General features: G+C 70.8%; 27 protein-coding genes. 24 read left to right on the forward strand and 3 right to left on the reverse strand.

All coding sequences use genetic code 11. The annotated features are described in order from the left end of the window. Window positions 1-106: 106 nt before the first annotated feature. From OIE49_RS23105 to OIE49_RS23155, 11 genes are all read left to right on the forward strand, one after another. Window positions 107-1,033: an ABC transporter permease gene (locus OIE49_RS23105; protein ID WP_234375502.1), complete on the forward strand. Its 927-nt coding sequence runs from the start codon at window positions 107-109 to the stop codon at window positions 1,031-1,033. A 33-nt stretch (window positions 1,034-1,066) separates the two neighbouring features. Beyond that, window positions 1,067-1,990 (forward strand): ABC transporter permease, encoded by a 924-nt coding sequence (locus OIE49_RS23110; protein ID WP_326803949.1) that lies wholly within the window; start codon window positions 1,067-1,069, stop codon window positions 1,988-1,990. A 51-nt stretch (window positions 1,991-2,041) separates the two neighbouring features. Beyond that, entirely contained in the window at window positions 2,042-3,088 is a 1,047-nt protein-coding gene (locus OIE49_RS23115) for an ABC transporter ATP-binding protein (RefSeq protein ID WP_100568293.1), read from the forward strand. Beyond that, the gene (locus OIE49_RS23120) at window positions 3,081-4,241 is read left to right on the forward strand and encodes an ABC transporter ATP-binding protein (RefSeq protein WP_326803950.1); all 1,161 of its coding nucleotides are present in this window, start codon (window positions 3,081-3,083) and stop codon (window positions 4,239-4,241) included. Before OIE49_RS23115 ends, OIE49_RS23120 begins: the two co-directional genes overlap by 8 nt. A gap of 147 nt (window positions 4,242-4,388) precedes the next feature. Next, a complete protein-coding gene (locus tag OIE49_RS23125) occupies window positions 4,389-4,844 on the forward strand; it encodes a VOC family protein (protein WP_326803951.1) in 456 nt (151 codons plus the stop codon). Between the two features lie 75 nt (window positions 4,845-4,919). Beyond that, a complete protein-coding gene (locus OIE49_RS23130; RefSeq protein ID WP_326803952.1) occupies window positions 4,920-5,510 on the forward strand; it encodes a GNAT family N-acetyltransferase in 591 nt (196 codons plus the stop codon). A gap of 119 nt (window positions 5,511-5,629) precedes the next feature. Then, on the forward strand, window positions 5,630-7,270 hold the full coding sequence (locus OIE49_RS23135) for a peptide ABC transporter substrate-binding protein (RefSeq protein WP_401786193.1): 1,641 nt from the start codon (window positions 5,630-5,632) through the stop codon (window positions 7,268-7,270). Window positions 7,271-7,275: 5 nt separating this feature from the next. Continuing rightward, window positions 7,276-8,199, forward strand: a complete 924-nt coding sequence (locus OIE49_RS23140; RefSeq protein ID WP_100568241.1) for an ABC transporter permease — start codon at window positions 7,276-7,278, stop codon at window positions 8,197-8,199. Beyond that, a complete protein-coding gene (locus OIE49_RS23145) occupies window positions 8,192-9,157 on the forward strand; it encodes an ABC transporter permease (protein ID WP_326803953.1) in 966 nt (321 codons plus the stop codon). The genes OIE49_RS23140 and OIE49_RS23145 overlap by 8 nt, the downstream gene beginning before the upstream one ends. Window positions 9,158-9,164: 7 nt before the next feature. Beyond that, complete coding sequence (locus tag OIE49_RS23150; protein WP_326803954.1) at window positions 9,165-10,151, forward strand: ABC transporter ATP-binding protein; 987 nt, start codon at window positions 9,165-9,167, stop codon at window positions 10,149-10,151. Then, window positions 10,132-11,226: an ABC transporter ATP-binding protein gene (locus OIE49_RS23155; RefSeq protein WP_326803955.1), complete on the forward strand. Its 1,095-nt coding sequence runs from the start codon at window positions 10,132-10,134 to the stop codon at window positions 11,224-11,226. The genes OIE49_RS23150 and OIE49_RS23155 overlap by 20 nt, the downstream gene beginning before the upstream one ends. 67 nt (window positions 11,227-11,293) lie before the next feature. On the opposite strand, the gene OIE49_RS23160 is transcribed toward OIE49_RS23155, so the two are convergent. Further along, the gene (locus OIE49_RS23160) at window positions 11,294-13,423 is read right to left on the reverse strand and encodes a S9 family peptidase (protein ID WP_326803956.1); all 2,130 of its coding nucleotides are present in this window, start codon (window positions 13,421-13,423) and stop codon (window positions 11,294-11,296) included. A 197-nt stretch (window positions 13,424-13,620) separates the two neighbouring features. On the opposite strand from OIE49_RS23160, the gene OIE49_RS23165 reads away from it, so the two are divergent. Together OIE49_RS23165 and OIE49_RS23170 are read left to right on the forward strand one after the other, a co-directional pair. Continuing rightward, on the forward strand, window positions 13,621-13,815 hold the full coding sequence (locus tag OIE49_RS23165; protein ID WP_100568236.1) for a hypothetical protein: 195 nt from the start codon (window positions 13,621-13,623) through the stop codon (window positions 13,813-13,815). Window positions 13,816-14,175: 360 nt separating this feature from the next. Next, window positions 14,176-14,745, forward strand: coding sequence for a GNAT family N-acetyltransferase (locus OIE49_RS23170; protein ID WP_184985658.1), 570 nt, complete (start codon window positions 14,176-14,178; stop codon window positions 14,743-14,745). A 368-nt stretch (window positions 14,746-15,113) separates the two neighbouring features. Here the strand turns inward: OIE49_RS23170 and OIE49_RS23175 are convergent, their stop codons facing one another. Beyond that, complete coding sequence (locus OIE49_RS23175) at window positions 15,114-15,323, reverse strand: DUF397 domain-containing protein (RefSeq protein WP_326803957.1); 210 nt, start codon at window positions 15,321-15,323, stop codon at window positions 15,114-15,116. Further along, on the reverse strand, window positions 15,320-16,204 hold the full coding sequence (locus OIE49_RS23180; RefSeq protein ID WP_326803958.1) for a helix-turn-helix domain-containing protein: 885 nt from the start codon (window positions 16,202-16,204) through the stop codon (window positions 15,320-15,322). Before OIE49_RS23180 ends, OIE49_RS23175 begins: the two co-directional genes overlap by 4 nt. Window positions 16,205-16,338: 134 nt before the next feature. Between OIE49_RS23180 and OIE49_RS23185 the strand changes: the two genes are divergently transcribed. From OIE49_RS23185 to OIE49_RS23235, 11 genes are all read left to right on the forward strand, one after another. Beyond that, window positions 16,339-16,815 carry an ATP-binding protein gene (locus OIE49_RS23185; protein WP_326806309.1) on the forward strand — a complete coding sequence of 159 codons (477 nt, stop codon included), beginning with the start codon at window positions 16,339-16,341 and terminating at the stop codon, window positions 16,813-16,815. 227 nt (window positions 16,816-17,042) lie between these two features. Continuing rightward, window positions 17,043-17,963, forward strand: coding sequence for a helix-turn-helix domain-containing protein (locus OIE49_RS23190; protein ID WP_326803959.1), 921 nt, complete (start codon window positions 17,043-17,045; stop codon window positions 17,961-17,963). A gap of 44 nt (window positions 17,964-18,007) precedes the next feature. Then, on the forward strand, window positions 18,008-18,883 hold the full coding sequence (locus OIE49_RS23195; protein WP_326803960.1) for a hypothetical protein: 876 nt from the start codon (window positions 18,008-18,010) through the stop codon (window positions 18,881-18,883). 109 nt (window positions 18,884-18,992) lie between these two features. Further along, window positions 18,993-19,535 (forward strand): hypothetical protein, encoded by a 543-nt coding sequence (locus OIE49_RS23200; RefSeq protein ID WP_326803961.1) that lies wholly within the window; start codon window positions 18,993-18,995, stop codon window positions 19,533-19,535. Between the two features lie 113 nt (window positions 19,536-19,648). Then, entirely contained in the window at window positions 19,649-19,963 is a 315-nt protein-coding gene (locus OIE49_RS23205) for a hypothetical protein (protein ID WP_326803962.1), read from the forward strand. 62 nt (window positions 19,964-20,025) lie between these two features. Next, on the forward strand, window positions 20,026-20,568 hold the full coding sequence (locus OIE49_RS23210) for a GNAT family N-acetyltransferase (protein ID WP_326803963.1): 543 nt from the start codon (window positions 20,026-20,028) through the stop codon (window positions 20,566-20,568). Window positions 20,569-20,962: 394 nt separating this feature from the next. Then, window positions 20,963-21,859 (forward strand): N-acetyl-1-D-myo-inositol-2-amino-2-deoxy-alpha-D-glucopyranoside deacetylase, encoded by an 897-nt coding sequence (gene mshB / locus OIE49_RS23215; RefSeq protein ID WP_326803964.1) that lies wholly within the window; start codon window positions 20,963-20,965, stop codon window positions 21,857-21,859. Continuing rightward, the gene (locus OIE49_RS23220) at window positions 21,856-22,272 is read left to right on the forward strand and encodes a DUF6113 family protein (protein ID WP_326803965.1); all 417 of its coding nucleotides are present in this window, start codon (window positions 21,856-21,858) and stop codon (window positions 22,270-22,272) included. The genes mshB and OIE49_RS23220 overlap by 4 nt, the downstream gene beginning before the upstream one ends. A gap of 159 nt (window positions 22,273-22,431) precedes the next feature. Continuing rightward, a complete protein-coding gene (locus OIE49_RS23225) occupies window positions 22,432-24,564 on the forward strand; it encodes a hypothetical protein (protein WP_326803966.1) in 2,133 nt (710 codons plus the stop codon). Between the two features lie 172 nt (window positions 24,565-24,736). Next, window positions 24,737-25,666 (forward strand): ABC transporter ATP-binding protein, encoded by a 930-nt coding sequence (locus OIE49_RS23230; protein WP_326803967.1) that lies wholly within the window; start codon window positions 24,737-24,739, stop codon window positions 25,664-25,666. Beyond that, window positions 25,663-26,403, forward strand: a complete 741-nt coding sequence (locus tag OIE49_RS23235; RefSeq protein WP_326803968.1) for an ABC transporter permease — start codon at window positions 25,663-25,665, stop codon at window positions 26,401-26,403. Before OIE49_RS23230 ends, OIE49_RS23235 begins: the two co-directional genes overlap by 4 nt. Window position 26,404 lies beyond the last annotated feature (1 nt).

Genomic DNA, 26,404 nt, shown 5'->3' on the forward strand with positions numbered 1-26,404 from the left:
ACCGTCGGGAGAGGTGTGATCCACCTCACCCGCCCCCACCCCACCCCCCACATTCCGGGGCGCGAGGGAGCTGCTGAGGAAGTGGCAGCGAGGTAGAGAGGCAGTTATGGGAAGGTACGTGGTCCGCAGGCTGGGCCAGCTCGTCGTGGTCGTGCTCGGCGCGACGATGATTCTGTTCGCCTGCCTGTTCGTGATCCCCGGCGACCCGGTGGGTCAGATCGCCGGCAGCGACAAGGCGCGGGACCCGGCCGTCATCGCGGAGATGCACAAGCAGTACGGACTCGACAAGCCGCTGGTCGTCCAGTACGGGACGTACGTCGGCAAGCTTGTCACCGGCGACCTGGGCACGGACTACACGCAGAGCCGGCCGGTGACCGAGATCCTGGCCCCGAAGCTGGGGAACACGGCGAAGCTGGCGATCGCGGCCATCGTGATCGACGTCGTCATCGGCATCTCGGTCGGCGTGCTCGCCGCCATGCGCAGATACTCCATCTGGGACGTGTCGGCGACCTTCCTCACGACCCTGGCCATCGGCGTACCCTCCATCGTGCTCGGCATGATCATGCAGAGCATCTTCGTCATCAAGCTGGGCTGGTTCCCGCTGATCGCCGGCGACAGCTTCGAGGGCATCGTGCTTCCCGCCATCACCCTCGCCATCATCGACGCGGCCCTCGTGGCCCAGCTCGCGCGCAGCACGATGCTGGAGGTCCTGCGCGCCGACTACGTCAAGACGGCCATCGCCAAGGGCCTGCCCCGCCGGACGGTGCTCGCCCGGCACATCATGCGCAACTCGGTCATCCCGGTGATCACCTACCTGGGCATCTCCTTCGGCTCGCTGCTCGGCGGCGCCATCATCACGGAGACGATCTTCAACTGGAACGGCATCGGCCTCGCGCTGATCCAGGCGATCGGGCAGAACAACAACCCCATCATCGTGGGGGTCGTGACGATCGGTGTGGCGGTCTTCGTCGTGCTGAACCTGATCGTCGACCTGCTCTACGCCGCTCTCGACCCGCGCATCCGCCTTGCCTGACCCGCAGGGTCGTTTTCCTCTAGGAGTCACACAATGACCGAACTCGTCTCGGGCACGGGAGAGCCGACGGCGGCCGGCCCCGCCCCCGCGCGCCCGGACGCCGAACCCAGCGTCGCCAGGGTCAGTCAGTGGTCCGACATCCGGCACCGCTTCTTCGCCAACAAGCTGGCCGTGGTGGGCCTGGCGATCATCGTCGCCCTCATCCTGGTCGCGATCTTCGCGCCGCTGCTCGCGCCGTACGACCCGCTCAAGCAGAACCTGATGAACACGCTGCAGTCCCCGGGCGGCGATCACCTGCTGGGCACCGACGCCCTCGGCCGCGACCAGCTCTCCCGCCTCATCTACGGCAGCCGCATCGCCCTCGTCGTGGGTCTCGCCTCGATCCTCGTGGCCCTCACCATCGGCATCCTGCTGGGCTCCCTGGCCGGTTACTACGGCCGCTGGGTCGACACGGTGATCATGCGCGTCGCCGACGTCTTCTTCGCCTTCCCGCTGCTCATCGGCGCCATCGTCATCATCCTGGTGATGGGCCGCGGCGTGCTGCCCGTCGTGCTCTCGCTCGGCATCTTCACCTGGGCGACCTTCGCCCGCCTGCTGCGCAGCCAGATCCTCTCGGTGCGCGAGATGGACTACGTGCACGCGGCCAAGGCGCTGGGTGCGAGTCAGGGCCGGATCATCCGCAGGCACATCCTGCCCAACTCGCTGACGTCGGTGCTGGTGTACGGCACCAGCAACGTCGGTATCGCGATCGTGGCGGAGGCGTCCCTGTCGTACCTCGGCGTCGGCGTCGACCCCGAGGTCGCCGAGTGGGGCAACATGATCTCCGCGGGCCGCGGCTTCATGGGCGTCAAGGACTTCATGTGGACGTACCCGAGCCTCGCCATCGTCATCACCGCGCTGGGCTTCATCCTGCTGGGCAACGGCCTGCGCGACGCGCTCGACCCGAAGCTGCGGTGAGGTACCGCCATGAGTCGAACCCCTGTGACCAAGCACGATGAAGGTGACGGCATGACCAGCCTGGAGATGGCACCCAGCAACGCCGGGGCGGACGGGACCGCGCCGCTCCTCGAAGTCCGCGACCTGCACGTGGAGTTCAAGGTCCGTGACACCGTGACCAAGGCGGTCAACGGCGTCAACTACAGCGTCAGGGCGGGCGAGACGCTCGCCGTGCTCGGTGAGTCGGGCTCCGGCAAGTCCGTCACCGCGCAGGCGATCATGGGCATTCTGGACAGCCCGCCCGGACGGATCGCCAAGGGCGAGATCTTCTTCCAGGGCCAGGACATCCTGCGCCTGCCGGAGAACGAGCGGCGCAAGCTGCGCGGCGCCAAGATGGCGATGATCTTCCAGGACGCGCTGTCCTCGCTCAACCCGGTGCTGTCGGTGGGCTACCAGCTCGGCGAGATGTTCCGGGCCCACCAGGGCATGTCCAAGAAGGACGCCAAGGCCAAGGCCATCGAGCTGATGGACCGCGTGCGCATCCCGGCCGCCGCCCAGCGTGTCGGCGACTACCCGCACCAGTTCTCCGGCGGTATGCGCCAGCGCATCATGATCGCCATGGCCCTAGCCCTGGAGCCGGACCTGATCATCGCCGACGAGCCGACCACGGCTCTCGACGTGACCGTCCAGGCCCAGGTGATGGACCTGCTCGCGGAGCTTCAGCGCGAGTACAACATGGGCCTGATCCTGATCACCCACGACCTGGGTGTGGTCGCGGACGTCGCCGACAAGATCGCGGTGATGTACGCGGGCCGGATCGTCGAGACCGCGCCGGTGCACGAGCTGTACAAGCGCCCCGCGCACCCGTACACCAAGGGCCTGCTGGACTCGATCCCGCGCCTGGACCACAAGGGCCAGGAGCTGTACGCCATCAAGGGCCTGCCGCCCAACCTCCAGGCGATCCCGCCGGGCTGCGCGTTCAACCCGCGCTGCAGCATGGCTCAGGACGTCTGCCGCACCGACGCACCGCCGCTGGTGCCGGTGACCGAGCGCGACGGCACGGAGCTGCCGGGCCGCCGCTCCGCATGCCACTTCTGGAAGGAGACGATCCATGGCTGAGCCCACGAAGCTCGCGAAGGACAACGAGCCGCAGGACGACGCCACGCCGAACGTCTCCGAGGTGGACACCGTCGACGCGGCCTCCGAGGAGGAGGCGGTCGCGGCGATCGACGCGCCCGTCGAGCGCGGCGAGCCGATCCTCCAGGTCCGCAACCTGGTCAAGCACTTCCCGCTGACCCAGGGCATCCTGTTCAAGAAGCAGATCGGCGCGGTCAAGGCCGTCGACGGCATCTCCTTCGACCTGTACCAGGGCGAGACCCTGGGCATCGTGGGAGAGTCCGGCTGCGGCAAGTCCACCGTCGCCAAGCTCCTGATGAACCTGGAGCAGGCGACCGCCGGCGAGATCTTCTACAAGGGCCAGGACATCACCCGGCTGTCCGGGCGCGCGCTGAAGGCGGTGCGCCGCAACATCCAGATGGTGTTCCAGGACCCGTACACCTCGCTCAACCCCCGTATGACGGTGGGCGACATCATCGGCGAGCCCTTCGACATCCACCCCGAGGTGGCCCCCAAGGGCGACCGGCGCCGCAAGGTGCAGGAGCTGCTGGACGTCGTCGGTCTCAACCCGGAGTACATCAACCGCTACCCGCACCAGTTCTCCGGCGGTCAGCGCCAGCGCATCGGCATCGCCCGCGGCCTCGCGCTCAACCCCGAGGTCATCATCTGCGACGAGCCGGTCTCGGCCCTGGACGTGTCCGTCCAGGCGCAGGTCATCAACCTGATGGAGCGCCTCCAGGACGAGTTCAACCTCTCCTACGTCTTCATCGCGCACGACCTGTCGATCGTCCGGCACATCTCGGACCGCGTGGGCGTGATGTACCTCGGCAAGATGGCGGAGATCGGCAGCGACGAGCAGATCTACGAGCACCCGACGCACCCCTACACCCAGGCGCTGCTGTCGGCGGTTCCGGTGCCGGACCCGGACGCCCGCGAGCACCGGGAGCGGATCATCCTGGCCGGCGACGTGCCGTCCCCGGCCAACCCGCCCTCGGGCTGCCGCTTCCGCACCCGCTGCTGGAAGGCGCAGGACAAGTGCGCCGAGGAGATCCCGCTGCTCGCCGTGCCCGAGCGCTTCAAGGGCTCGGACTCCCCGGCGGCCCACGAGTCGGCCTGCCACTTCGCCGAGGAGAAGGACGTCGTCGGCGCGGCGTGACCCGCTGAGCGGAACAGCCTGATCCCCGACTGGTTCCCGGTACCGCAGGACGGTGCCGGGAACCAGGCGTATCAGCAGGCCGTTTCCTGATCGGCGGGCGAGGTCACGGGGTGACGTCACGGGACGGCGGAGGAGGGGAGCGGCTGGGTGACATTGCACCACATCGAGCTCTGGGTGGCGGACCTGGAGCGCGCCCGCGCCTGCTGGGGCTGGCTCCTCGAACGGCTCGGCTGGTCGCCGTACCAGGACTGGCCGGCAGGGGTGAGCTGGCGGTCCGGCGACACCTACCTCGTGATCGAGCGGTCCCCGGCCCTGCGCGGCGACCGGCACGACCGGCTCCGCCCCGGCCTCAACCACCTGGCGTTCCACGTGCCCACCCGGTGCGAGCTCGACGCCCTGGTCACCGAGGCACCCGGGCACGGCTGGACGCTGATGTTCGCCGACCGCCACCCGTACGCGGGCGGCCCCGGGCACTACGCCGCCTACCTGGAGAACACCGACGGCTTCGAAGTCGAGCTGGTGGCCCGCCCGGAGGCGACGGGTGAGCCCACCGACGCCCCACCGGACGCAGCGGACCCCGGACCGCCCGGCGAACACCAGTGACACCGAGCGACGCCCGCCTGCCGAGCGATCCCGCGCCGGGCGGACCGGCACCCTACTGCCCCCAAGGAGCACCCCATGACGGAGACCACGGCGGCGAACGCCCTGCCGTACACGGAACTCGACGGCTTCGGCCTGCGCCTGCGGGCCTGGCGTGAGGACGACGTGCCCGCCGTGCTGAAGGGCCTGAACGATCCCGAGTCGCTGCGTTGGTCCTCCATGCAGGCCGGCCCCATGGACGAGGCCGAAGCGCTGGCCTACGTCGCCCAACGCATCGAGCACTGGGAACGTGGCAGGCACGCGCCGTACTGCGTCACCGACGCCGCCACCGACGAGGTGCTCGGCAGCGTGGAACTGCACCAGATAGAGCTCCGCATGGGCCACGGCGGCGTCGGATACTGGCTCCTGCCCGAGGCACGCGGCCGCGGCACGGTGACCCGGGCCGTCGAGCTGTGCGTCCGCTGGGGCTTCGAACAGCTCGGCCTGCACCGTATCGATCTGGGGCACGCCGTCGGCAACACTGCCTCCTGCCGGGTCGCCGACCGCTGCGGCTTCGCCTACGAGGGCGTGCTGCGCGGCTTCCTGCCCGCCGCCGGTGAGCCGGGCACGTACTACGACACCCACCTCCACGCGCGACTCGCGACGGACCCGTACCCGGCCGCCGGCTGACCGCCGGTCCTCCGCGGATCCCTGCCACCCGTCCGGCGGGGGTGTCCGGTGCGGCGACCGTGTGATGTGCGGCTCATGTGCTGATATGTCTCAGGTCACCGCGTCCCGAGGAGGCACCCATGCGTGGAGTCGCGCGCACCAGGGCCTTTCGAGGCCCCAGGTGGGCCGCCGCGGGTGCGATGGCGGCCGTGCTCGTCCTCGCGGCCTGCGGGGGCGGGGGAGCAGGCGTCGGTGCCAAGGCACTGACCGCGTCCTGGGGTGACCCGCAGAACCCGCTGGAGCCGTCCAACACCAACGAGGTGCAGGGCGGCAAGGTGCTCGACATGATCTTCCGCGGGTTGAAGCGGTACAACCCGAGGACCGCCAAGGCCGAGAACATGCTCGCCGAGCGCATCGAGACCACCGATTCGCAGCACTTCACCATCACCGTCAAGAACGGCTGGAGGTTCAGCAACGGCGAACCCGTCACCGCCCGTTCCTTCGTCGACGCCTGGAACTACGGCGCGAGCCTGCGGAACAACCAGAAGAACGCCTACTTCTTCGGCTACATCGAGGGCTACGACAAGGTCCACCCCGAGAGCGGCAGGCAGAGCGCCGACACCCTCTCCGGTCTGAAGGTCACCGGCCCGCGCACCTTCACCGTCACCCTCGGCCAGAAGTTCTCCACCTTCCCCGACACCCTCGGCTACGCCGCCTTCGTCCCGCTGCCCCGCACCTTCTTCACCCACCACGCCGCCTGGCTGGACACGCCCGTCGGCAACGGCCCGTACACCATCGAGTCGTACACCAGGGGCGCGCAGATGACGCTCAGGAAGTGGGACGGCTACCCGGGCCCGGACAAGGCGCGCAACGACGGCGTGACCCTGGTGGTCTACACCGACAGCAACACCGCGTACACCGACGTGCTGGGCGGCAATCTCGACCTGGTCGACGACATCCCCGCCGGGCAGTTGAAGAACGTGCGGACCGACCTGGCCGGCCGCTACATCAACAGCCCGGCCGGCATCCTGCAGACGATCGCCTTCCCGTTCTACGACCCGAAGTGGAACACCGGCGGGGCGCGCAAGGTCCGCACCGGCCTGTCCATGGCGATCAACCGCAAGCAGATCACCGAGACCATCTTCCGGCGCACCCGCACCCCGGCCACCGACTGGACCTCACCCGTCCTCGGCACGGACGGCGGCTTCAAGCCGGACCTGTGCGGCCACGCCTGCGACTACGACCCCGCCGGGGCCAGGAAGCTGGTCCAGGAGGGCGGCGGACTCCCCGGCGGCCAGGTGAGGATCACGTACAACGCGGACACGGGCTCGCACAAGCAGTGGGTGGACGCCGTGTGCAACTCCATCAACAACGTGCTCGGCAACGACCGGGCGTGCGTGGGCAACCCGGTCGGCACCTTCGCCGACTTCCGCAACCAGATCAGCGGGCACCGGATGACCGGACCCTTCCGGGCCGGCTGGCAGATGGACTACCCGCTGATCCAGAACTTCCTCCAGCCGCTGTACTACACGAATGCGTCATCCAACGACGGCAAGTGGTCCAACCAGCGATTCGACCACCTTGTCGACCAGGCGAACGCCGAGACCGACCGGCCCCGGGCGATCCGGCTCTTCCAGCAGGCCGAGGGCGTCGTACGGGACAACATGGCCGCCATCCCGCTGTGGTACCAGAACGGCAGCGCAGGCTACTCCGACCGGCTGCACGACGTGACGCTCAACCCGTTCAGCGTCCCCGTCTACGACGAGATCAGGGTCGGCTGATCCGCATGGGACGCTATGTCGCCAGACGGCTGCTCCAGATGATCCCGGTGTTCTTCGGGGCCACCATGCTGATCTTCCTGATGGTGAACGTGATGGGCGACCCCATCGCCGGGCTGTGCGGGGAGCGCGCCTGCGACACCGCGACCGCCGCCCAGCTCAGACGGGAGTTCGGCCTCGACAAGCCGCTGTGGCAGCAGTACGCGACCTACATGGGCAACGTCTTCACCGGCGACTTCGGCACCGCCTTCAACGGACAGCCCGTCACCCAGCTGATGGCGTCGGCGTTCCCCGTCACCATCCGGCTGACCATCGTCGCGATCCTCTTCGAGATCGTCGTCGGCATCACCCTGGGCGTGCTGACCGGGCTGCGCCGCGGCCGGCCCGTCGACACCTCGGTCCTGGTCCTCACCCTGGTCGTCATCTCCGTCCCCACCTTCGTCACCGGCCTCCTGCTGCAACTGCTCTTCGGCGTCAAGTGGGGCTGGATCAGGCCTTCGGTGTCCCCGGCGGCGGCCTTCGGCGAGCTGATCGTGCCCGGCCTGGTCCTCGCCTCCGTCTCCCTCGCCTACGTCACCCGGCTGACCCGTACCTCCATCGCCGAGAACCGGCGCGCGGACTATGTGCGCACGGCCGTCGCCAAGGGAGTGCCCCGGCGCCGGGTCGTCGTCCGGCACCTGCTGCGCAACTCCCTGATCCCCGTGGTCACCTTCATCGGCACCGACATCGGCGCGCTGATGGGCGGCGCCATCGTCACCGAGCGGATCTTCAACATCCACGGCGTCGGCTACCAGCTCTACCAGGGCATCCTGCGGCAGAACACCCAGACCGTCGTCGGCTTCGTGACGGTCCTCGTCCTGGTCTTCCTGGTCGCCAACCTGCTCGTGGACCTGCTCTACGCCGTACTCGACCCGAGGATCCGCTATGCCTGAGCAGCCGCGGGAGCCGGAGCGCGCCATCGCCGGGACCGGCATGGGCGGCGCGATGGACCTCGCGGCGAGCGAGGCGACGACGCTGGAGCAGGCACCGGGCGGGCCGGCGGGCAGGCCCCGCTCCCTGTGGTCCGACGCCTGGCGCGACCTGCGCCGCAACCCGGTCTTCCTGCTCTCCGCGCTGGTGATCTGCTTCCTGGTCCTCATCGCGATCCGGCCGTCCCTGATCACCTCCGGCAATCCGCTCACGTGCGATCTGGCCCGCGCCCAGGACGGGTCCGCGCCCGGCCACCCCTTCGGCTTAGACGGCCAGGGCTGCGACGTCTACACGCGCACCGTCTACGGGGCCCGCGCGTCCGTCACGGTCGGCGTGTGCGCCACGCTCGGGGTGGCGCTCCTCGGCTCGGTGCTGGGCGCGCTCGCCGGATTCTTCGGCGGCGCCGGGGACGCCGTGCTGTCGCGGGCCACCGACGTCTTCTTCGCCATCCCCGTCGTCCTCGGCGGTCTCGTCCTGCTGTCCGTCGTCCCGAGCAGCACCGTCTGGCCGGTCGTCGGGTTCATCGTGCTGCTCGGCTGGCCGCAGGTCGCCCGGATCGCGCGCGGCTCCGTCATCACCGCCAAACAGCTCGACTACGTCCAGGCCGCCCGCGCCCTGGGCGCCTCCAACTCCCGCATCCTGCTGCGGCACATCGCGCCCAACGCCGTCGCCCCGGTGATCGTCGTCGCCACCATCGCGCTCGGCACCTACATCGCCCTCGAGGCCACCCTGTCCTACCTCGGGGTCGGGCTGAAGCCGCCCAGCGTCTCCTGGGGCATCGACATCTCCGCCGCCTCGCCCTACGTCCGCAACGCCCCGCACGCGCTGCTGTGGCCCGCCGGGGCGCTGGCGATCACGGTCCTGGCCTTCATCATGCTCGGCGACGCGGTGCGCGACGCCCTCGACCCGAAGCTGAGGTGACGGCGCCATGCTGCTCGAAGTCCGCGATCTGCACGTGGAGTTCCGGACCCGGGACGGAATCGTCCACGCCGTCAACGGAGTCGGCTACGAGGTGGAGGCGGGCGAGACGCTCGCCGTGCTCGGGGAGTCCGGCTCCGGCAAGTCCGTGACCGCGCAGGCGGTCATGGGCATCCTCGACGTGCCGCCCGGCCGGATCAGCGGCGGGCGGATCCTCTTCCGCGGCAGGGACCTGCTGGAACTGAAGGAGGACGAACGGCGGCGGATCCGGGGCGCCGAGATGGCGATGATCTTCCAGGACTCGCTGTCCGCGCTGAACCCGGTGCTGACCGTGGGCGACCAGCTCGGCGAGATGTTCGTCGTGCACCGGGGCATGTCCCGCAAGGACGCGCGCGCCAGGGCCGTGGAACTGATGGACCGGGTGCGCATCCCGGCCGCCCGGCAGCGCGTCGGCGACTACCCGCACCAGTTCTCCGGCGGTATGCGCCAGCGCATCATGATCGCGATGGCGCTGGCCCTGGAACCGGCGCTCATCATCGCCGACGAGCCGACCACGGCCCTCGACGTGACCGTCCAGGCCCAGGTGATGGACCTGCTCGCCGAGCTCCGGCGCGAGTACCGCATGGGGCTCGTGCTCATCACCCACGACCTGGGCGTGGTCGCGGACGTCGCCGACCGGATCGCGGTGATGTACGCGGGCCGGATCGTGGAGTCCGCGCCGGTGCACGACATCTACAAGGCGCCCGCCCACCCGTACACCAGGGGTCTGCTGGACTCGATCCCGCGCCTGGACCACAAGGGCCGGGAGCTCTACGCCATCAAGGGCCTGCCGCCCAACCTTCTGGCGATCCCGCCCGGTTGCGCCTTCCACCCGCGCTGCCCGATGGCCCGGGACGTGTGCCGCACGGAGGTACCGCCCCTGTACGAGGTCTCCGAAAGCCGCGTCAGCGCCTGCCACTTCTGGAGGGAGTGCCTGGATGGCAGAGCAGACGGCTGAGCGGACCGCCGAGCCGATCCTGGAGGTCAGCGGGCTCGTCAAGCACTACCCGCTCACCCGGGGCGTGCTGTTCAGGAAGCAGGTCGGGGCGGTCAAGGCGGTCGACGGCGTCGACTTCACCCTGGGCCGGGGCGAAACGCTCGGCATCGTGGGCGAGTCCGGCTGCGGCAAGTCGACGGTCGCGAAGCTGCTGTGCAACCTGGAGCGGCCCACCGCGGGCGAGATCCGCTACCGGGGCGAGGACATCACCCGGCTGTCCGGCCGGGCGCTGAAGGCGGTGCGCCGCAACATCCAGATGGTGTTCCAGGACCCGTACACCTCGCTCAACCCCCGTATGACGGTGGGCGACATCATCGGGGAGCCGTACGAGATCCACCCCGAGGCGGTGCCCAAGGGCGACCGGAGAAGGAGGGTCCAGGAGCTGCTGGACGTCGTCGGCCTCAACCCTGAGTACGTCAACCGCTACCCGCACCAGTTCTCCGGCGGTCAGCGCCAGCGCATCGGCATCGCACGGGGGTTGGCGCTGCGGCCCGAGATCATCGTCGCCGACGAGCCGGTCTCCGCGCTCGACGTCTCGGTGCAGGCCCAGGTGATCAACCTGATGGAGCGGCTTCAGCACGAGTTCGACCTGTCGTACGTCTTCATCGCGCACGACCTGTCGATCGTGCGGCACATCTCCGACCGGGTGGGGGTCATGTACCTCGGGCGGATCGTCGAGATCGGCACCGACGAGCAGATCTACGACCACCCCACGCACCCCTACACCCAGGCGCTGCTGTCCGCCGTGCCCGTGCCGGACCCGGGGGCACGGGAGCGCCGGGAGCGGATCATCCTCTCGGGGGACGTGCCGTCGCCGACGGCCATCCCCTCCGGCTGCCGCTTCCGCACCCGCTGCTGGAAGGCGCGGGAACGCTGCACGCTGGAGGTGCCGGAGCTGGCGGTGCCCGAGGAGTTCCGGCACGACACCGGGCCGGCCGTGCACGACTCGGCGTGCCACTACGCGGCGGAGCTCCAGGTGGTGCCGCCGGAGGAGCGGGACACCGACGGACGGGGCAGCGGCACCAGGGCGCCGTGACCCCGTCGGCGGCCCGGCGCCCTCACGGCCCGTGAGAGGGCGCCGTGGGGGCGCCGGGCCGGGGCGTTCAGCCGAGTCCCAGGGAGCGCTTGAGGAAGTCCACCTGGAGCAGCAGCAGGTTCTCGGCGACCTGCTCCTGCGGAGTCATGTGGGTGACCCCGGACAGCGGCAGCACCTCGTGCGGGCGCCCCGCGGCGAGCAGGGCGGAGGACAGCCGCAGGGCGTGGGCGACCACCACGTTGTCGTCGGCCATGCCGTGCACGATCATCAGCGGCCGGTGCGGCTCGGCGGGCGAGGACAGCCCGTCGTCGGTGACCAGGGAGCTGTGGGCGTACACCTGCGGTACCTGGTCCGGGTGGCCCAGGTACCGCTCGGTGTAATGGGTGTCGTACAGGCGCCAGTCGGTGACCGGGGCGCCCGCGATGCCCGCGTGGAAGACGTCCGGGCGGCGCAGCACGGCCAGGGCGGCCAGGTAGCCGCCGTAGGACCAGCCGCGGATCGCGACCCGGCCGAGGTCGAGCGGATACGTCCTGGCGAGGTCCCGCAGGGCCTCGATCTGGTCGTCGAGGGTGACCGTGAAGTCGTGGTGGACGGCCTTCTCCCAGGCGGGGGAGCGGCCCGGGGTGCCGCGGCCGTCGGCGACGACCACCGCGAAGCCCTGGTCGGCGAACCACTGGGAGGTGAGGTGCGCGTTGTGCGCGGCCACCACGCGGGAGCCGTGCGGGCCGCCGTAGGGGTCCAGGAGGACGGGCAGGGGAGCGGAGCCGGCAGTGTCACGGGGGTAGTCCGTAGGCATAAGCACGGCGCACGGGATTCGGCGTGCGCCCCCCTGGGTGAGGGCCACGCGCGGGGACAAACCGGGGTCTTCGGCATGGGAGCGGATGGTGGCCACCGTCCGGCCCTCGCGCACCACCCGTACCCGGGCGCCCGGCCGGTCGAGCGTGGCGGAGACGAGGACGGCCACGTCCCCGGCGCGCACCGCGGTGTGCACACCGGGCTCCTGGCTCACGCGCTCCACGCCGAGTTCGTTGACGCGGTAGACGTGCGTCTCGCCGGTCTCCGGCTCGGCCGCCTCCTCGCCCGCCGAGGCGGAGACCAGCACGTCGTCGTCCGACACGTCCAGTACCGCCCGCACATGCAACTGTGCCCCGGTGAGCGGTCGTTCGCCGACCGCCAGCACCCGCGCGCCGCCCTCGTCGGCGACACGCACGAGCTGCCCCGAGGGGGACCAGCACGGCACCCCAGGGAAAAGATCAAGCCAATCCTGATCCTCGTCGGCGTGCACCATGCGGGTCGCCCCGGACTCCGGGTCCACCGCCAGGTACAGCTGGCTTCGCTGGTCGCGAGCCTGCACGAGGAGCAGTGGCGCCCCCGCCGCTGACCAGTGCACATGAGCCAGATACGGGTAGCGGGACCGGTCCCAGAGGACCTCCGTGCGGGCCCCGTCCAGACCGAACACGAACAACTGTACGTCCGCGTTGGGGGTGCCGGCGGCCGGGTAGGCGACGCGGCCCGGCTTTCGCTCGGGATGCGCCGGGTCGGAGATCCACCACCGCCGCACCGGCGTGTCGTCCGCGCGCGCCACGAGCAGCCGGTCCGACTCCGGCGCCCACCAGAAGCCGCGCGAACGCTGCATCTCCTCGGCCGCGACGAACTCCGCGAGGCCGTAGACGACACCCTCGGACTCCGGTTCGGCGAGCGCCCGGTCACCGTCGCCCTCGGCACCGACCACCCGCAGGGCCCCGGCGGTGACGTAGGCGACGTGCCGTCCGTCGGGAGAGGGGCGGGGGTCGATCACCGGTCCGGGAACGGGCAGTTCACGTGCCGTACCCGCCCGCAACTCGGCGGTGAAAAGCCGCCCTGACAAGGCGAAAGACGCCAACTCCGCGGCGGTGTCGGTGGCGTAGCCGACGATGCCGGCACCGCCCTCGCGACTGCGTTCACGGCGTGCCCGTTCCTCGGCCGAGAGGTCCTCGGAGGCGCCGGCGAGGAGGGCGCGCGGGTCGGCGGCCACCCGCTCCGCATTGCCACCAAGGTCGAGCACCCAGAGGGAGTTGGCCCGGTCTGTGCCGGATCCGGAGCGCAGGAACACGACATGGGAGGCGTCGGGGGCCACGGTGAACGCACGCGGCGCGCCGAGCGTGAACCGCTGGGTGCGCGCGTGCCGTCGGGGGAAGGAGACAGGCTCGGTCGTCATGCCATGACCATATTGGCCATGCGCCCCCTTGTGCGGCCGTGCGCCGACCGATGCGCGCGTGCGGAAAGTTATGATCGTTAGCGCATAGTGGGTATGAACCTGCTGCCTGCTGTGTGGATTTATCTGCCCCCATCGTCCGACGACCCCCGATACCCCCGACACCCCCCGCGTCCCGGGAACTTTGGAGGTGAGCCGCCGTGGCACTTTCGATTTCGGCGGTGCTGCTGCTGGTGATCATCGTCTTCTTGTTGATCAAGAAGTCGGGCCTCAAGGCGGGTCACGCGATCGTGTGCATGCTCCTGGGCTTCTACCTGGCGTCGTCCACGGTAGCGCCCACGATCAGCGAACTCACCACTAACATCGCGGGGATGATCAGCGGCTTCAAGTTCTAGCCCCCGCGGGCTGTGCTTTCGGTGGTGGGGCGGCACCTGCCCCACCACACGCGGGTGTCCCGCCTCAGCAGCGGACGGCGCTCGCCGGCAGGGCGGAGCGGAAGTCGCCGCCGAGCTTCTTGAGTCCCTCAGGTGAGCACCTTCCACGCAGGTGGCAGGTGGCAGGTGGCGCGGAAGCGATGCCGTGGGTGTGGAACCCGCCCACCTAGGAGCGTGGGTCAGTAAACAACTCCTGGAATGCCGCGCCTCGTGGTGAAGTGCGGCTGCCGGGCGCTGCTCTTGAAAAGGCGTGGCTGCCGGGCAGTCGTGATGCGAAAATCAGTCCGCAACCTGATCCACATCCGCGTCCCGGAGGTCCGCATGGACGTCGCCTCGCTGCTGCCCTTGACCACGGCCCGGTTGTCGCTGCGTCTGTTCACTCCCGGCGACGCCGACGACCTGTACGCCTACCAGAGCCTGCCGAGCGTGGCGCGCTACTTGTACCGGCCGGCGCACACGCGTGAGCGCAGCGAGCAGGTTGCCGCCGAGCGCGCGGCGCAGACGGCTTGGCGCGCCGACGGGGACAAGCTGGCGCTCGCTGTCTGCCGACGCGATGAGCCCGGCGTCCTTGGCGAGGTGAGCCTCACCCTGGCCGATGCCCGCGCCGCCCAGGCCGAGATCGGCTGGACTCTCGACCCAGGTCACCAGGGGCACGGCTATGCGACCGAGGCGGCCGCGGCGCTGGCCGGGTTTGCCTTCGACACGCTGGGCGTGCACCGGCTCTACGCACGGCTGGATGTGGAGAACACCGGGTCTGTGCGGGTCTGTGAGCGCCTCGGGATGCGCCGGGAGGCGCACCTGGTCGAGAACGACCTCGACGGGGATCGCTGGGGCAGCGAGTACATCTACGCGGCGCTGTCCGCGGATCTTGGCAGTCGATCAGGCGATTGAGCCCGACGCCGCCTCCTGGTCGTGATCTTCCATCCACAGCAACCACACCCCGCACCCGCCCCGACACCGCCGACAACCCCAGACCGCCAGGGAGCCGACCACCAACCCTCGACGGCTTGCTCGTTACCGACCCACGCTCCTAGCCGCTGGCTCACCGTCTTGGGGTCCGCCTCGCAGACTTCGGCGAGCGCTTCGGGCGAGACACCGCGCTGCGCGAGTACGGAGTGCAGTCGGTCGAGTGGGTTGTGGCCGAGACGCTCGCTGAGGAGAGCGACCGCGACCTCCAGTCCGCCCTCAACGAGTTCACCGCCATCGCCCGCTCCCTGGGCGGCGAGGTGGACGTACCGGGGGCCGAGGTCGAGTAATCGTCAGTCTTCGGAGGCGTACGAAACGAAGTGAGCCCAAGCCCTCGGCGTCAGCATGAGCCGGGGGCCTTCGATGTGCTTCGAGTCGCGGACGCGGACAGTGTTGGACGCGGTGGCGATCTCGACGCAGGAGTCACCCTCGCTGCCGCTGCTGTAGCTGCTCTTGAACCACGCCAGGTTGGAGGCCTCCCCGGACGAGGTGGTGCGCATCATGTCTCCCCCAGCAGTTGCTCGATGAACGCAGCCGACTCACGAGGCGTGAGCGCCTGCGCCCGGATGATGCCATACCGGAGTTCCAGAATACGGAGCTGCCTCGGCTCCGTGACCGGTCGGCCGTTGGCCACCACCGGAGAACGGCCGATTGCTGAGCCGTCCTCGAACTTCAGCACCTCGATCCCGCCGTCCACTCCAGCATGCTCTTCGCGTTCCACTGGCATGACCTGGAGTTCGACATTCGGCAACTGCCCCGCCTCAAGCAAGTGCTCAAGTTGTCCGCGCAGGACCGCCCTCCCGCCTAGTGGGCGCCGAAGGGTCCACTCCTCCAGTACGAAGCTGAGTTCAGGTGCCGGGTCGCGCTCGTAGATCGCCTTGCGGGCCACGCGCGCGGCGATGAACCGCTCGACCTCTTCCGCTGAATACGCGGGACGCCGCATCGTAAGGAGGGCGCGCGCACTCTCGCGTGTTTGCAACAAGCCGTGGACGTGCAGTGGGTCATAGAGCTGAAGCTCAACCGCCCGTGCCTCCAACTGTGCGAGATCCCGAACCTTCTTCGGGTACCGGACCTTCTTCAGGTCCTCCTGCATCGCCGAGACGAGTCCGCCCGCGCACAGCGCCACGTCCGCCGCGTCCAGATACTCGGGCCGGGGAATCCGCTTGCCGCTCTCGATCTTGTAGACCAGGTCGTCGCCGTATCCGACCGCCGCGGCGAACTCGGCGACCCGCATCCCCGCCGCCTCCCGCCGCAGTCTCAACTGTCGGCCCACCGTGGCCACTACGGCGAGCGCCCAGTCGTCGTCCGGGTCCACCTCCCACCCCGGCTCGTCCGCCGCCTCGGAGTCGACCCGAGTCCGTACTGCCTCACCGTCCACCGACATGTGCGCGCCCTTCCGTAGTGCCGTGCCGTACTCGTAAGAACGCCATCGACAGCTTGGACAGCACCGGACAAACAGTGGACGGTGACCCTACGCAACAGCCTGATTACTCGCCACGGTAAGCCTGCGCGGCCACGCTGAGTGATGTGAATCAGGAAATTGCCGAGCCCACGACCCAACTCGACACCCGCGCCCAAAACTTCAGCGTCCTCCTGTCGTCCACCCCGCGGGGCGCCCGCCTGGCCCGGCTGCTCGCCGCCGACCAGCTCCGCAGGTGGGAGTTCCCGGCCGAGGCGGCGAGCCACGTCGTGGCCGAGCTGGCGGCGAACGCGGCCACGCACGGCCGGCTTCCCGGCCGCAGCTTCCGCCTGACGCTCTACGTGGTCGGCAGCACGCTCCGTATCGAAGTCACCGACACGCGCGGTGACCGTCGCCCGAAGCTCCAAGAGCCGGACACGGACGCCGAGTCCGGCCGGGGCCTGCTGCTCGTGGACGCCCTCGCCGACCGCTGGGGTGTGACCGAGGACCGCTTCCCGCGCAAGATCATCTGGGCCGAACTGCGCCTGCCGCGACCGGAACGCGCCCCCACGAGTTCCGGTGGCTACGACGACTGAAAGCAAAGGAACGAGGGGGAAAGAACCCCCACCAAGCCCCACCCCTCCCGCCCGTGGCCCGCGCTCACTCGGGAGGGTGAACATCCCCGGCTCGGCTGGATTTCATGGCCCCCGACGGCTCTACGCTCAGCCCAACGCAGCACGACAACCGCAGACATGCGACGGCCCCCGCCGGGACGGCAATCCCAGTGCGAGGGCCTGACCACCGAGGAAGAGGCAACTTCCCGATGGGTATCCAGAACCCTAGCGTGCCCCCGCACGCCCAGTCCCGTATTGCGGGCGACAGGCACCCGAACCGAGGTCACCACACAGGCGGCCTGGTCCACGACAACACCCGCCACACCACCCGCTTCACGGTGATCGGCAACCACCTCGCCCAGCACCGCGAGTTGTCGCTCCTCGCGATCGGCCTCGGCGTACACCTTCAGTCGCTGCCGAAGGGCGCCCGCGTCGACATCAAGACCCTCACCGTGCGCTTCCCCGAAGGGGCCACCCGTATCGCCGCCGCCCTACGGGAGTTGGAGGCCCACGGCTACCTCCGCCGCCCCCGCGAACGCGCCCCCGGCGGCCGTATCGTCACCCGCACGATCTCCTGCAACCAGCCGCCCGCGGGCCGCCGTCACCACGACGAACCGCCCCACACCGTGCCCGACGCACCGGACCGCCCGGTGACGGCAGCGCCGGAGCAGGAGCAGTGCGAGAAGCAGGCGGCGCGCGAGACGGGCGGGTCGCGCGAGAAGCGCGCTCCCCGCAAGCCGCTTCCCGCCGTCCCCCGCCCCGCGTATCCCGCCCCTGCACTCCTCAAGGCGGCCACCGACCTCCTCGCGGACCTCCGCCGCCACGACTCCCGCCTCCTGCTCTCCGCCTGCGACACGGCCCACCTGGCCCCGGGCGTCGCCGCCTGGCTGGAACGTGAGGTGGGTCCGGCGGCCGTGCGCCACGCCCTGACCGCCGATCTCCCACCGGAGGGACTACGGCGACCCGCTGCCGTCCTGGCCCACCGCCTCACCGCCCAGCTACCCCCGCCGCTCCCGTTCCGCGCCCCGGCCGTCCCTCCGCCCGCGCGTCACCCGCTCCAGAGCTGCGAGGGCTGCGACCGCGCCTTCCGCGCCCCCGCCCCCGGCCGCTGTCGCACCTGCCGGGCCTGATCACCCGCCCGCCCTCGAAGATCCGTCCAAGCGCAAGGAACCGCATGGTCAACTCGTCCCACGAGGCGATGCACCGCATCTTCCAGGAGTACCCCGGCCTGTTCACCGGCGTCTCCGAGGTCCTCGGACTTCCGTTCGTCCCGCCCACGGCCGTCACGGTTCTGCCGACCGATCTCACCGAGGCGCGGACCGTCGAACGCCGTGTCGACACGCTGCTGCGATTCGACTCCGAGGGCGAGGAGTCCTTCCTGCTGGCTGTGGAAGCGCAGAGCGGGAAGGACGGGGACAAACCAGCAAGCTGGGCTTACTACTTGTCCTTTCTCTACGCGAAGTACAGGATCCCGCCCCTGCTGCTGGTCGTCTGCCAGGACCGGTCCACAGCCGAGTGGGCCGCCCGGCCCGTGCCCATCGGGCCTCGGCAATGGCCCGCGCTCAGGGTGTATCCGCTTGTGGTCGGTCCGCACAACATGCCCGTGATCACCGATCCGGCCGATGCCCGCGCCGACCTGGCACTGGCCACGCTGTCAGCCATCGCCCACGCGAAGGAACCGGCCGTCGATGGGATACTGAAAGCCCTGTCCACAGCTCTGCAGGACGTGCCCGAAGCCGTCGCCGACACGATCATCGAATTCACCGCACAAGGCCTCGGCGGCAACCGCCGGGCCGCAGCACTCTGGAGGAACCTGGTGGCCGCGGACCTCTCCTTCTACAAGTCGTACCTCTCCGAAGAGATCCGTGACGAAGGCCGTACCCGAGGGGCTGCCGAGGACATCCTGCTGGTCCTGGAGACGCGTGGCATCGACGTCCCCTACGCGATCCGTGAACGGATCACGGCTTGCGACGACCTCGAGCTCCTGCGCTGCTGGCTCGCCCGCGCCGTCACCGTGCCGTCCGCCGAAGAGGTCTTCTCGGAGGCGTGATCAGGAAGGGGAAAGGGACGGACGGCCAGGACGGCCGTCTGAGGCGGAGTCGGCGCAGTTGCATCAGCTGCGCGAGCCACCTCCCACCGCCCCCACTTCGTGGTCCGCGGTGACCTTCGAACGGGTGGCGGCCTCGGCCCAGTGTTCGGTGCACAGCCTGCACGCCGCCTTCGGCGGGCGGGACGAACTTCTGCACGTGGTCTTCATCCTCGACGTCGAAGCCGTTCTGGCGGCCCCGCGCAAGAGCTTCGAGGACACCGTCCGCCGCCTCTACCGGCTCCTGGCCGATGCCCTGGAGAGCGAACCCCGTGTGCTGCCCGCCATGATGGCTCAAGCCCTCGCGCGCCCCCACGACGCGAACGTCCAGGCCGTGCTCCGGTACTCCCTGCCCCGCCTGCTCGCCAGCATCGGTCAGTGGCTCACGGAGGAGATCGCCGCAGGCCGTGTCCGCGCGACGCCCCCGCTTCTGCTGATGCAGCAGATGTCCAGCCCCATCCTCCGCGCCCCAGGGCGAGTGACCGCAGTCCCCGCCCCGATGCCCGGACCCGCCGCCCGGTCCCCGTCGGGCGAGTGCGACGCAGGGGCCACCGCGGGCGGCTCGGGGCGGACTTGGCGTCACAGCGGCCGCGAGGCAGGAGCTCCGGGGAGTTGAGTACGCGTACTCATGCCGAGTCGGGCGGGGTGCGGTCATGATCCGTTGTCACTGGGGGACGGAAGGGGACGACAGTGAATCCGATCGCATGTGCAAGTGGCGCCTGCCCGCCGGTGCCACGCCGCGCCCGGACCGGCGTTGCCGCACTGGCCGCCGTGCTGTGGGGAGTGACGCTGGTGTCCTGTGCCTGGCTGGCGTACCTGGTCGGCGTGGTGGTCGTGTCGGCCGTGACGGAGGGGGCGTCCCTCGGGGGCTTCCTGCTCTGGTGCGCCCTGATCGTCGCCGCCGCCGTGGGTGCGCTGACCGCACTCGCCTTCGCGCCCGGCGTCCGCCGGCTGGCCCCGGAGAGCCGCCTGCTCCTGCTGGGTGCCCTGGCCTGTCCCGCGCCCGCCCTCCTCGCGGTCCTCACCTGGACGGGACTCACCTGAGGAGCCGTGAGCAGCCCGAATTGGCTTGCCGTGCGGGATCCGGCGTAGGTACCGTCCGGGCCATGACCCCGACTCTGCGGACCGCGCGCCTGGTCCTGGACCCGTACGTGCCGGAGGACGAAGAGGACTTCGTCGCTCTGTTCCAGGACACCAGGGTGTCCCGGTGGATGGGGGACGGCCCGGCTACCGAGGCGCAGGACCGGGCCATGTTCGGGCGGATCTTCACCAAGGTCTACGCCCAGGACCTGTTCGACGTCTGGGCCGTGCGCCGGGACGGCGTCCTGGTCGGGCACGCCGAGATCAAGCCGAGCGACGTTGTCGACGGCCACGAGATCATCTACGCGCTGGCCCCCGCGGCCTGGGGAAGCGGTCTGGGGACCGAGGTGGCGGAGGGGATCGTCGCCCACGGTTTCGGCACGCTCGTGCTGACGGAGGTGCACGCCACCGTGGCCGCGCAGAACACGGCCTCACTGGCCCTGCTGGGGAGGATCGGTTTCGAGCACGTCCGGGACGTCCAAGAGGCCGACGGCAGCGTCACCCACGTGCTGACCCGCTGCGCCGCCGCGGACGCCGGCGCGGACCCGGGAGCGTCCACGGGCGTCTGATCCACCCCGGGCCGCCGAGCTGCGCTACGGCGAAGGCGTTGCAGTTGTGGTCCCCATGAACCTATGTGCGCCTGACGGGCGTCGGCGGGCCGCGGACGGGACGGCGGCGGCCGGCGGCGCCTACGCGTCCGGCGGGCGCGGCGCTTCCCGCCGGGCGGCAGCCGGCCGGCCCACGGGTGGTGACGGCGGCGCGGGCGGCCGCGGCTCCGGGCGCCGGACCGCGGCGGGTGCGGCGATGGGTGCCTTCTCCGGCAGGGCCGTCCGCGGCTCCGGCCAAGGGTCGGCGGCCGGCAGGCGCACGGGCGGAGCAGTCGGCACCGGCGGCCGTGGCTCCGACCGCTGAAACGCCGGGGAAGCGGCCGGCGGGCCGCGGCGGCCTCGTAGGGTTGGGGCCATGACGGAACGGGCCGCTCGGCGGCTGATGCTGGTGCACGCGCATCCCGACGACGAGTCGATCAACAACGGTGCGACCATGGCGCGCTACGCGGCCGAGGGTGCCCGGGTGACGCTGGTGACCTGCACGCTCGGGGAGCTGGGCGAGGTCATCCCGGACGAGCTGCGGCACCTGGAGGGAGCGGCCGGGCTCGGCCCGTACCGGGGGCAGGAGCTGGCCGCGGCCATGCGGGAGCTGGGAGTCACGGACTTCCGGCTGCTCGGCGGGGCCGGGCGGTACCGGGACTCCGGGATGATGGGGCTCCCCGACAACGACGACCCGGACTGTCTGTGGCAGGCCGGCCTCGACGACGCCGCCGAGCACCTCGTCGCCGTGATCCGCGAGGTGCGCCCGCAGGTCCTCGTCACCTACGACGACAACGGCGGCTACGGCCACCCCGACCACATCCAGGCCCACCGCGTCGCCATGCGCGCCGTGGACCTGGCCGCCGACCCCGCCGTGCGCCCCGACCTCGGCGAGCCCTGGCGGATCGCCAAGGTGTACTGGAACCGCGTCCCGCGCCCGGTCGCCGAGGCCGCCTTCGCTCGGCTGAAGGACGATCTGGCGGGGCTGCCGTTCGACGAGCCGGCGGCGATCGACGACGTTCCCGGAGTCGTCGGCGACGAGCGGGTCACCACGGCGATCGACGGCGGCGTGTACGCCGCGGCCAAGGCCGCCGCGATGCGCGCGCACGCCACCCAGATCGAGATGGCCGAGCCGTACTTCGCCCTGTCCAACCGGCTCGCCCAGCCGGTCTTCACCACCGAGTTCTACGAGCTGGTGCGCGGGGAACCCGTCGCCGCGCCGGGGGAGCGGGAGACCGATCTGTTCGCCGGCACGGAGAAGGAGGCGTCATGAGTTCAGGGGGAGGGGGCTCCATGCTCGCGCAGCCCCTCAAGCCGCCCTCCGCCGGGCGGGTCGCCGCGTACGTGGGACTCTTCCTGCTCGGCGCGGTGGTCGCGGTCGCCGGTGCCCTGGTGCAGGCCGCCTGGTTCCCCGGCGGGCTGCTGCTCGCGCTCGCGGGCGCCGCCGGGCTGTTCCTGGGCGGGGCGCGGGCCGCGCGCAGCCGGGGTGGGGCCGTGGCGGGTGCGGCCGGCTGGGTCGTCACCGTGTTCGTGCTCACCGCCAGCCGGCCCGAAGGCGACTTCTTCTTCGCGGCCGACAGCGGCTCCTACCTCTTCCTGCTCGGCGGCATGGCCGTCGCTGTGATCTGTGCCACCTTGGCTCCGAGACGGCAACCGCACGGCGACGACGCCCGACTTGGCAAGTGACGTACCACTTCTTCCCGGGGTGCCGGCAGGGGTCCACTAGGGGTTTACCCAGCGGTCCCGGGATAAGGGCCCCGAGCGGCCAGTATGGTGGTGCGCGCGCCGCCGAGCCGCCCGCACTGAGGTCGTAACGTGCGGCGGAGCCAATCGGGAGAACCTGCCTTGAGTCGTGAAACTGACACTCCGTCGTCCGGGCCCAACGGGCGCGGCGGAGCCGCCTACCCCTCGGGAACCCCGCCGTACGGAATCCCGGCGGTCTCCGACGACCGAGCGGACGCGGGCCGTTCGGCCGCGCAGCCCGAGGAACGCAAGACCGAGACCACGCTGACGACGCGGATCCGGATCAACATCCCCGGATCCCGGCCGATTCCGCCGGTCGTCGTGCGGACGCCCGTCTCCTCGGAAGGGTCCGAGAGCGACGCCGAGGACATCGGTGGCGAGGCCGAGCAGCCGGCCGCCCCGGCGCCCGAGGTCGCCCCGGAACCGCCCGCCGAGCCCGCGGCGCCCGCGGCGGAGAAGCCGACCAGCGACTGGTTCGCCCCCCGCAAGCCCCAGGCCGGCAAAGGCGGTCAGGGCGGCGGCTCCACCAACGGCGCGGGACTGCCGGGTGGTTCGGGCGCGCGCGCGGCGATCGGGCCCGGCCCCGGTGCCTCCGGCCCGGGAAGCTCCGTGCCCCGGCCCGTGGGCGCCGGCTCCTCCGGGCCGGGCTCGTCCGGCGGGGGCCGCCCCGGCGGCGTGACCGGCGCCATGAACCTGCCCGGCGCGGCGGGCGGCTCCCGGCCCGGCTCGCCCGGCGCCGGGCTGCCCGGGGTCACCGGCGGCCCCGTCGCCCCTGGCCACGGCGGCGGCACCGGGTCCTTCGACGTCACCGAGGCGCTGGGCGCGGGCCCGCACAGCCAGCCGCGCCGTGAAGACCTGGCGTACTTCTCCGACAACGGCCAGGGCGTCCCCGGAGCGCCGGGCGGTCCGCAGGGCCCCAAGGGCCCGACGAGCGGCCCCGTCACCGGCGACGCGTCGCTGCGGCCGCCCGCGGGCGGCGGACCCGGCGGCGCGGGACGCCCGGGCGGAGTCCCCGGCGCGCGCACGGGGCACCCCGGCGGCCCTCTGAGCGATGACACCGCCGTCCTCACCCCGCAGCAGCAGTCCCCCCAGCCGGGCACCCCCGGTTACGGCGCCCGGCCGGACAACGTCTCCGGGAACACCGTCACCAGCGGCATGCCCGTCATACAGCCGGGGCCGGACCCGTTCGGGCCGGAGGCCGACTGGAGCGGGCCTCAGACGCAGACGCCGCCCGGACTGTCCCAGCCGGCCCCGCAGAGCGCCGCCGCGGCCACCGCGCCCAAGGCCAAGAAGAAGGGCCGCAACAAGCTCGTCCTGCTCGGCGTCGCCGTGATCGGTCTCGCCGGTGTCGCCTACGGCGCCGGGCTGCTGATGAACCACTCCGACGTGCCCAAGGGCACCACCGTGCTCGGCGTCGACATCGGCGGCGGCACCCGCGACGACGCGGTCAAGAAACTCGACGACGCCTTCGGCAGCCATGTGAACCAGCCGCTGAAGCTGTCGGTCGAGGGCAAGTCCGTGACCCTCAAGCCGGACCAGGCCGGGCTCCAGTTCGACACCCAGGCCACCGCCAGCGCGGCCGCGACGAGCGACTACAACCCCGTGTCGGTGATCGGCTCGCTGTTCGGCAACCACCGGGTGATCCAGCCGCAGATGCCGGTCGACGAGGAGAAGCTCCAGGTCGCCCTGCAGAGCGTCTCGGGCGGCGCCGGATCGATGACCGAGGGCGGCATCAAGTTCCAGTCAGGCAAGGCCGTTCCCGTGTACGGCAAGCCGGGCAAGGGCATCGACGTCGGCGGCTCGATCCAGCTGGTCCAGCAGGCGTACCGCGTCCAGGTGGAGACGGGCTCGGCCACGCCGGTCCAGCTGCCCACGGTCACCCAGCAGCCGACGGTCCCGAACGCCGAGGTCGACCGGATGATGAAGGAGTTCGCGGAGCCGGCGATGTCCGGCAACGTCATCGCGAGGACGGACGCCACGCACTTCATCGAGTTCAGCCCGCAGAACTCCCTGTGGAAGTTCCTGCGGGTCAAGGCCGTGGACGGCAAGCTCGTCGACTCCTACGACGAGGCGGCGCTCAAGGAGCTGTACGGCAACACCTTCGACGGGGTCACGATCGCCAGGGCCACCGGTGACAAGACCCCCGTCACGGTCCAGGACGTGATCGGCGCCCTGCGCCCGGCGTTGATGAGCAAGACCAACCGCGTGGGAGTCATCGACACCGACCCCAGCTAGACACCGCAGCAGCGGCAGAGGGCACCCCGTCCGGCAAGGACAGGGTGCCCTCTCGTCCTTCTCCCGCTCCCGCTCCCTCGCCCTGTCACCTCGCGAACATGACATCTGTCATCCGGCAGTCAGGACCCGCGACACTGCCCGGCATCCCCGCCCGTCGGCCAGCATGTCCGGCATGACGACAACAGCGGAGCGAGCCGGCACCACCACGGTGGTGGGGTTCGACGAGGTGACCAAGACCTACGGGAACGTACGGGCCGTGGACGGGCTGACCCTCGCCCTGCATCCGGGCGAGACCGTCGCCCTGCTCGGCCCGAACGGCGCCGGCAAGTCGACCACCCTCGACCTGCTGCTCGGCCTCAGGCAGGCCGACAGCGGCACCGTCAGCGTCTTCGGCACCACCGCGCGCGAGGCGATCGTCGCCGGGCGCGTGGGCGCCATGCTGCAGAGCGGCGGGCTGATGGAGGACGTCACCGTCGCCGAACTGGTGCGGCTCGCCTGCGACCTGCACCCCAAGCGGTTCAGGACCGCCGACGTGCTGGCCCGGGCCGGTATCTCCCAGATCGCCGACCGCAAGGTGAACAAGCTCTCCGGCGGCCAGGCCCAGCGCGTCCGCTTCGCCCTGGCCACCGCCGGCGACAGCGACCTGATCGTCCTGGACGAGCCGACCACCGGCATGGACGTCTCCGCCCGCCAGGCATTCTGGGCCACCATGCGCGAACAGGCCGACCACGGCCGTACGGTCCTCTTCGCCACGCATTACCTGGAAGAGGCCGACGCCATCGCCGACCGGGTGCTCGTCCTGCACCGGGGACGGCTGCTGGCCGACGGCACCGCCGCCGAGATCAAGGCGAAGGCGGGGGCCCGGCGGGTCGCCTTCGACCTGGAGGGCGACATCGACGAGGCCGTGCTGCGCGCTCTGCCCTTCCTGACCTCGATGACCGTGAGCGGCCAGACCGTCCGCATCCAGTCCTCCGACGCCGACAAGACCGTGCACGCCCTGTACGGGCTCGGCGTCTACCCCCGCAACCTCGAAGTCGCCGGGCTCGGACTCGAGCAGGCCTTCGTCGCCATCACCGAGGCCGAGGAGGCCAAGCAGTCGTGAACAGTCTGATCAGACTGGAACTCACCCGCGCCCTGCGCAACCGCAAGTTCCTGTTCTTCTCGGTGCTCTACCCCTCGATCCTCTTCCTGATCATCGCGGGCAAGGCGGACGGCGTCACCAAGGTCGACGGCACCGGCCTGACCGTCCCGACGTACATGATGGTCTCCATGGCCTCCTTCGGCGCCCTCACCGCCGTGCTCATGGGCAACAGCGAGCGGATCGCCAAGGAGCGCGAGAGCGGCTGGGTACGGCAGCTCCGGCTGACCTCACTGCCCGGGCGGGGCTACGTCCTCGCCAAGACCGCCGGCGCCGCCGTGGTCAGCCTGCCGTCCATCGTCGTCGTCTTCGTGGTCGCCGCCGCCGTCAAGCAGGTCCGTCTGGAGGCCTGGCAGTGGCTCGCCCTCACCGGCGCGATCTGGGCCGGCAGCCTGGTCTTCGCCGCGCTCGGCGTCGCCATCGGCTACCTCGCCAGCGGGGACGCGGTCCGCCCGATCACGATGATCATCTACTTCGGCCTGTCCATGCTCGGCGGTCTGTGGATGCCCTCGACCACCTTCCCGCAGTGGCTGCAGAACATCGCCGAGTGGCTGCCGACGCACGCGTACGCTGCACTGGGGCGCGCGATCGAGGAGAGCCAGGCCCCGCACGCGAAGGACCTCGCCATCCTCGTCGTCTTCTTCGCCCTGTTCGCGGGCGGCGCGGCCTGGCTGTACCGGAAGGACACGCTGAAGGCGTGAG

Origin of the sequence: Streptomyces sp. NBC_01788 (genome assembly GCF_035917575.1) — a bacterium.
Lineage (GTDB): Bacteria > Actinomycetota > Actinomycetes > Streptomycetales > Streptomycetaceae > Streptomyces.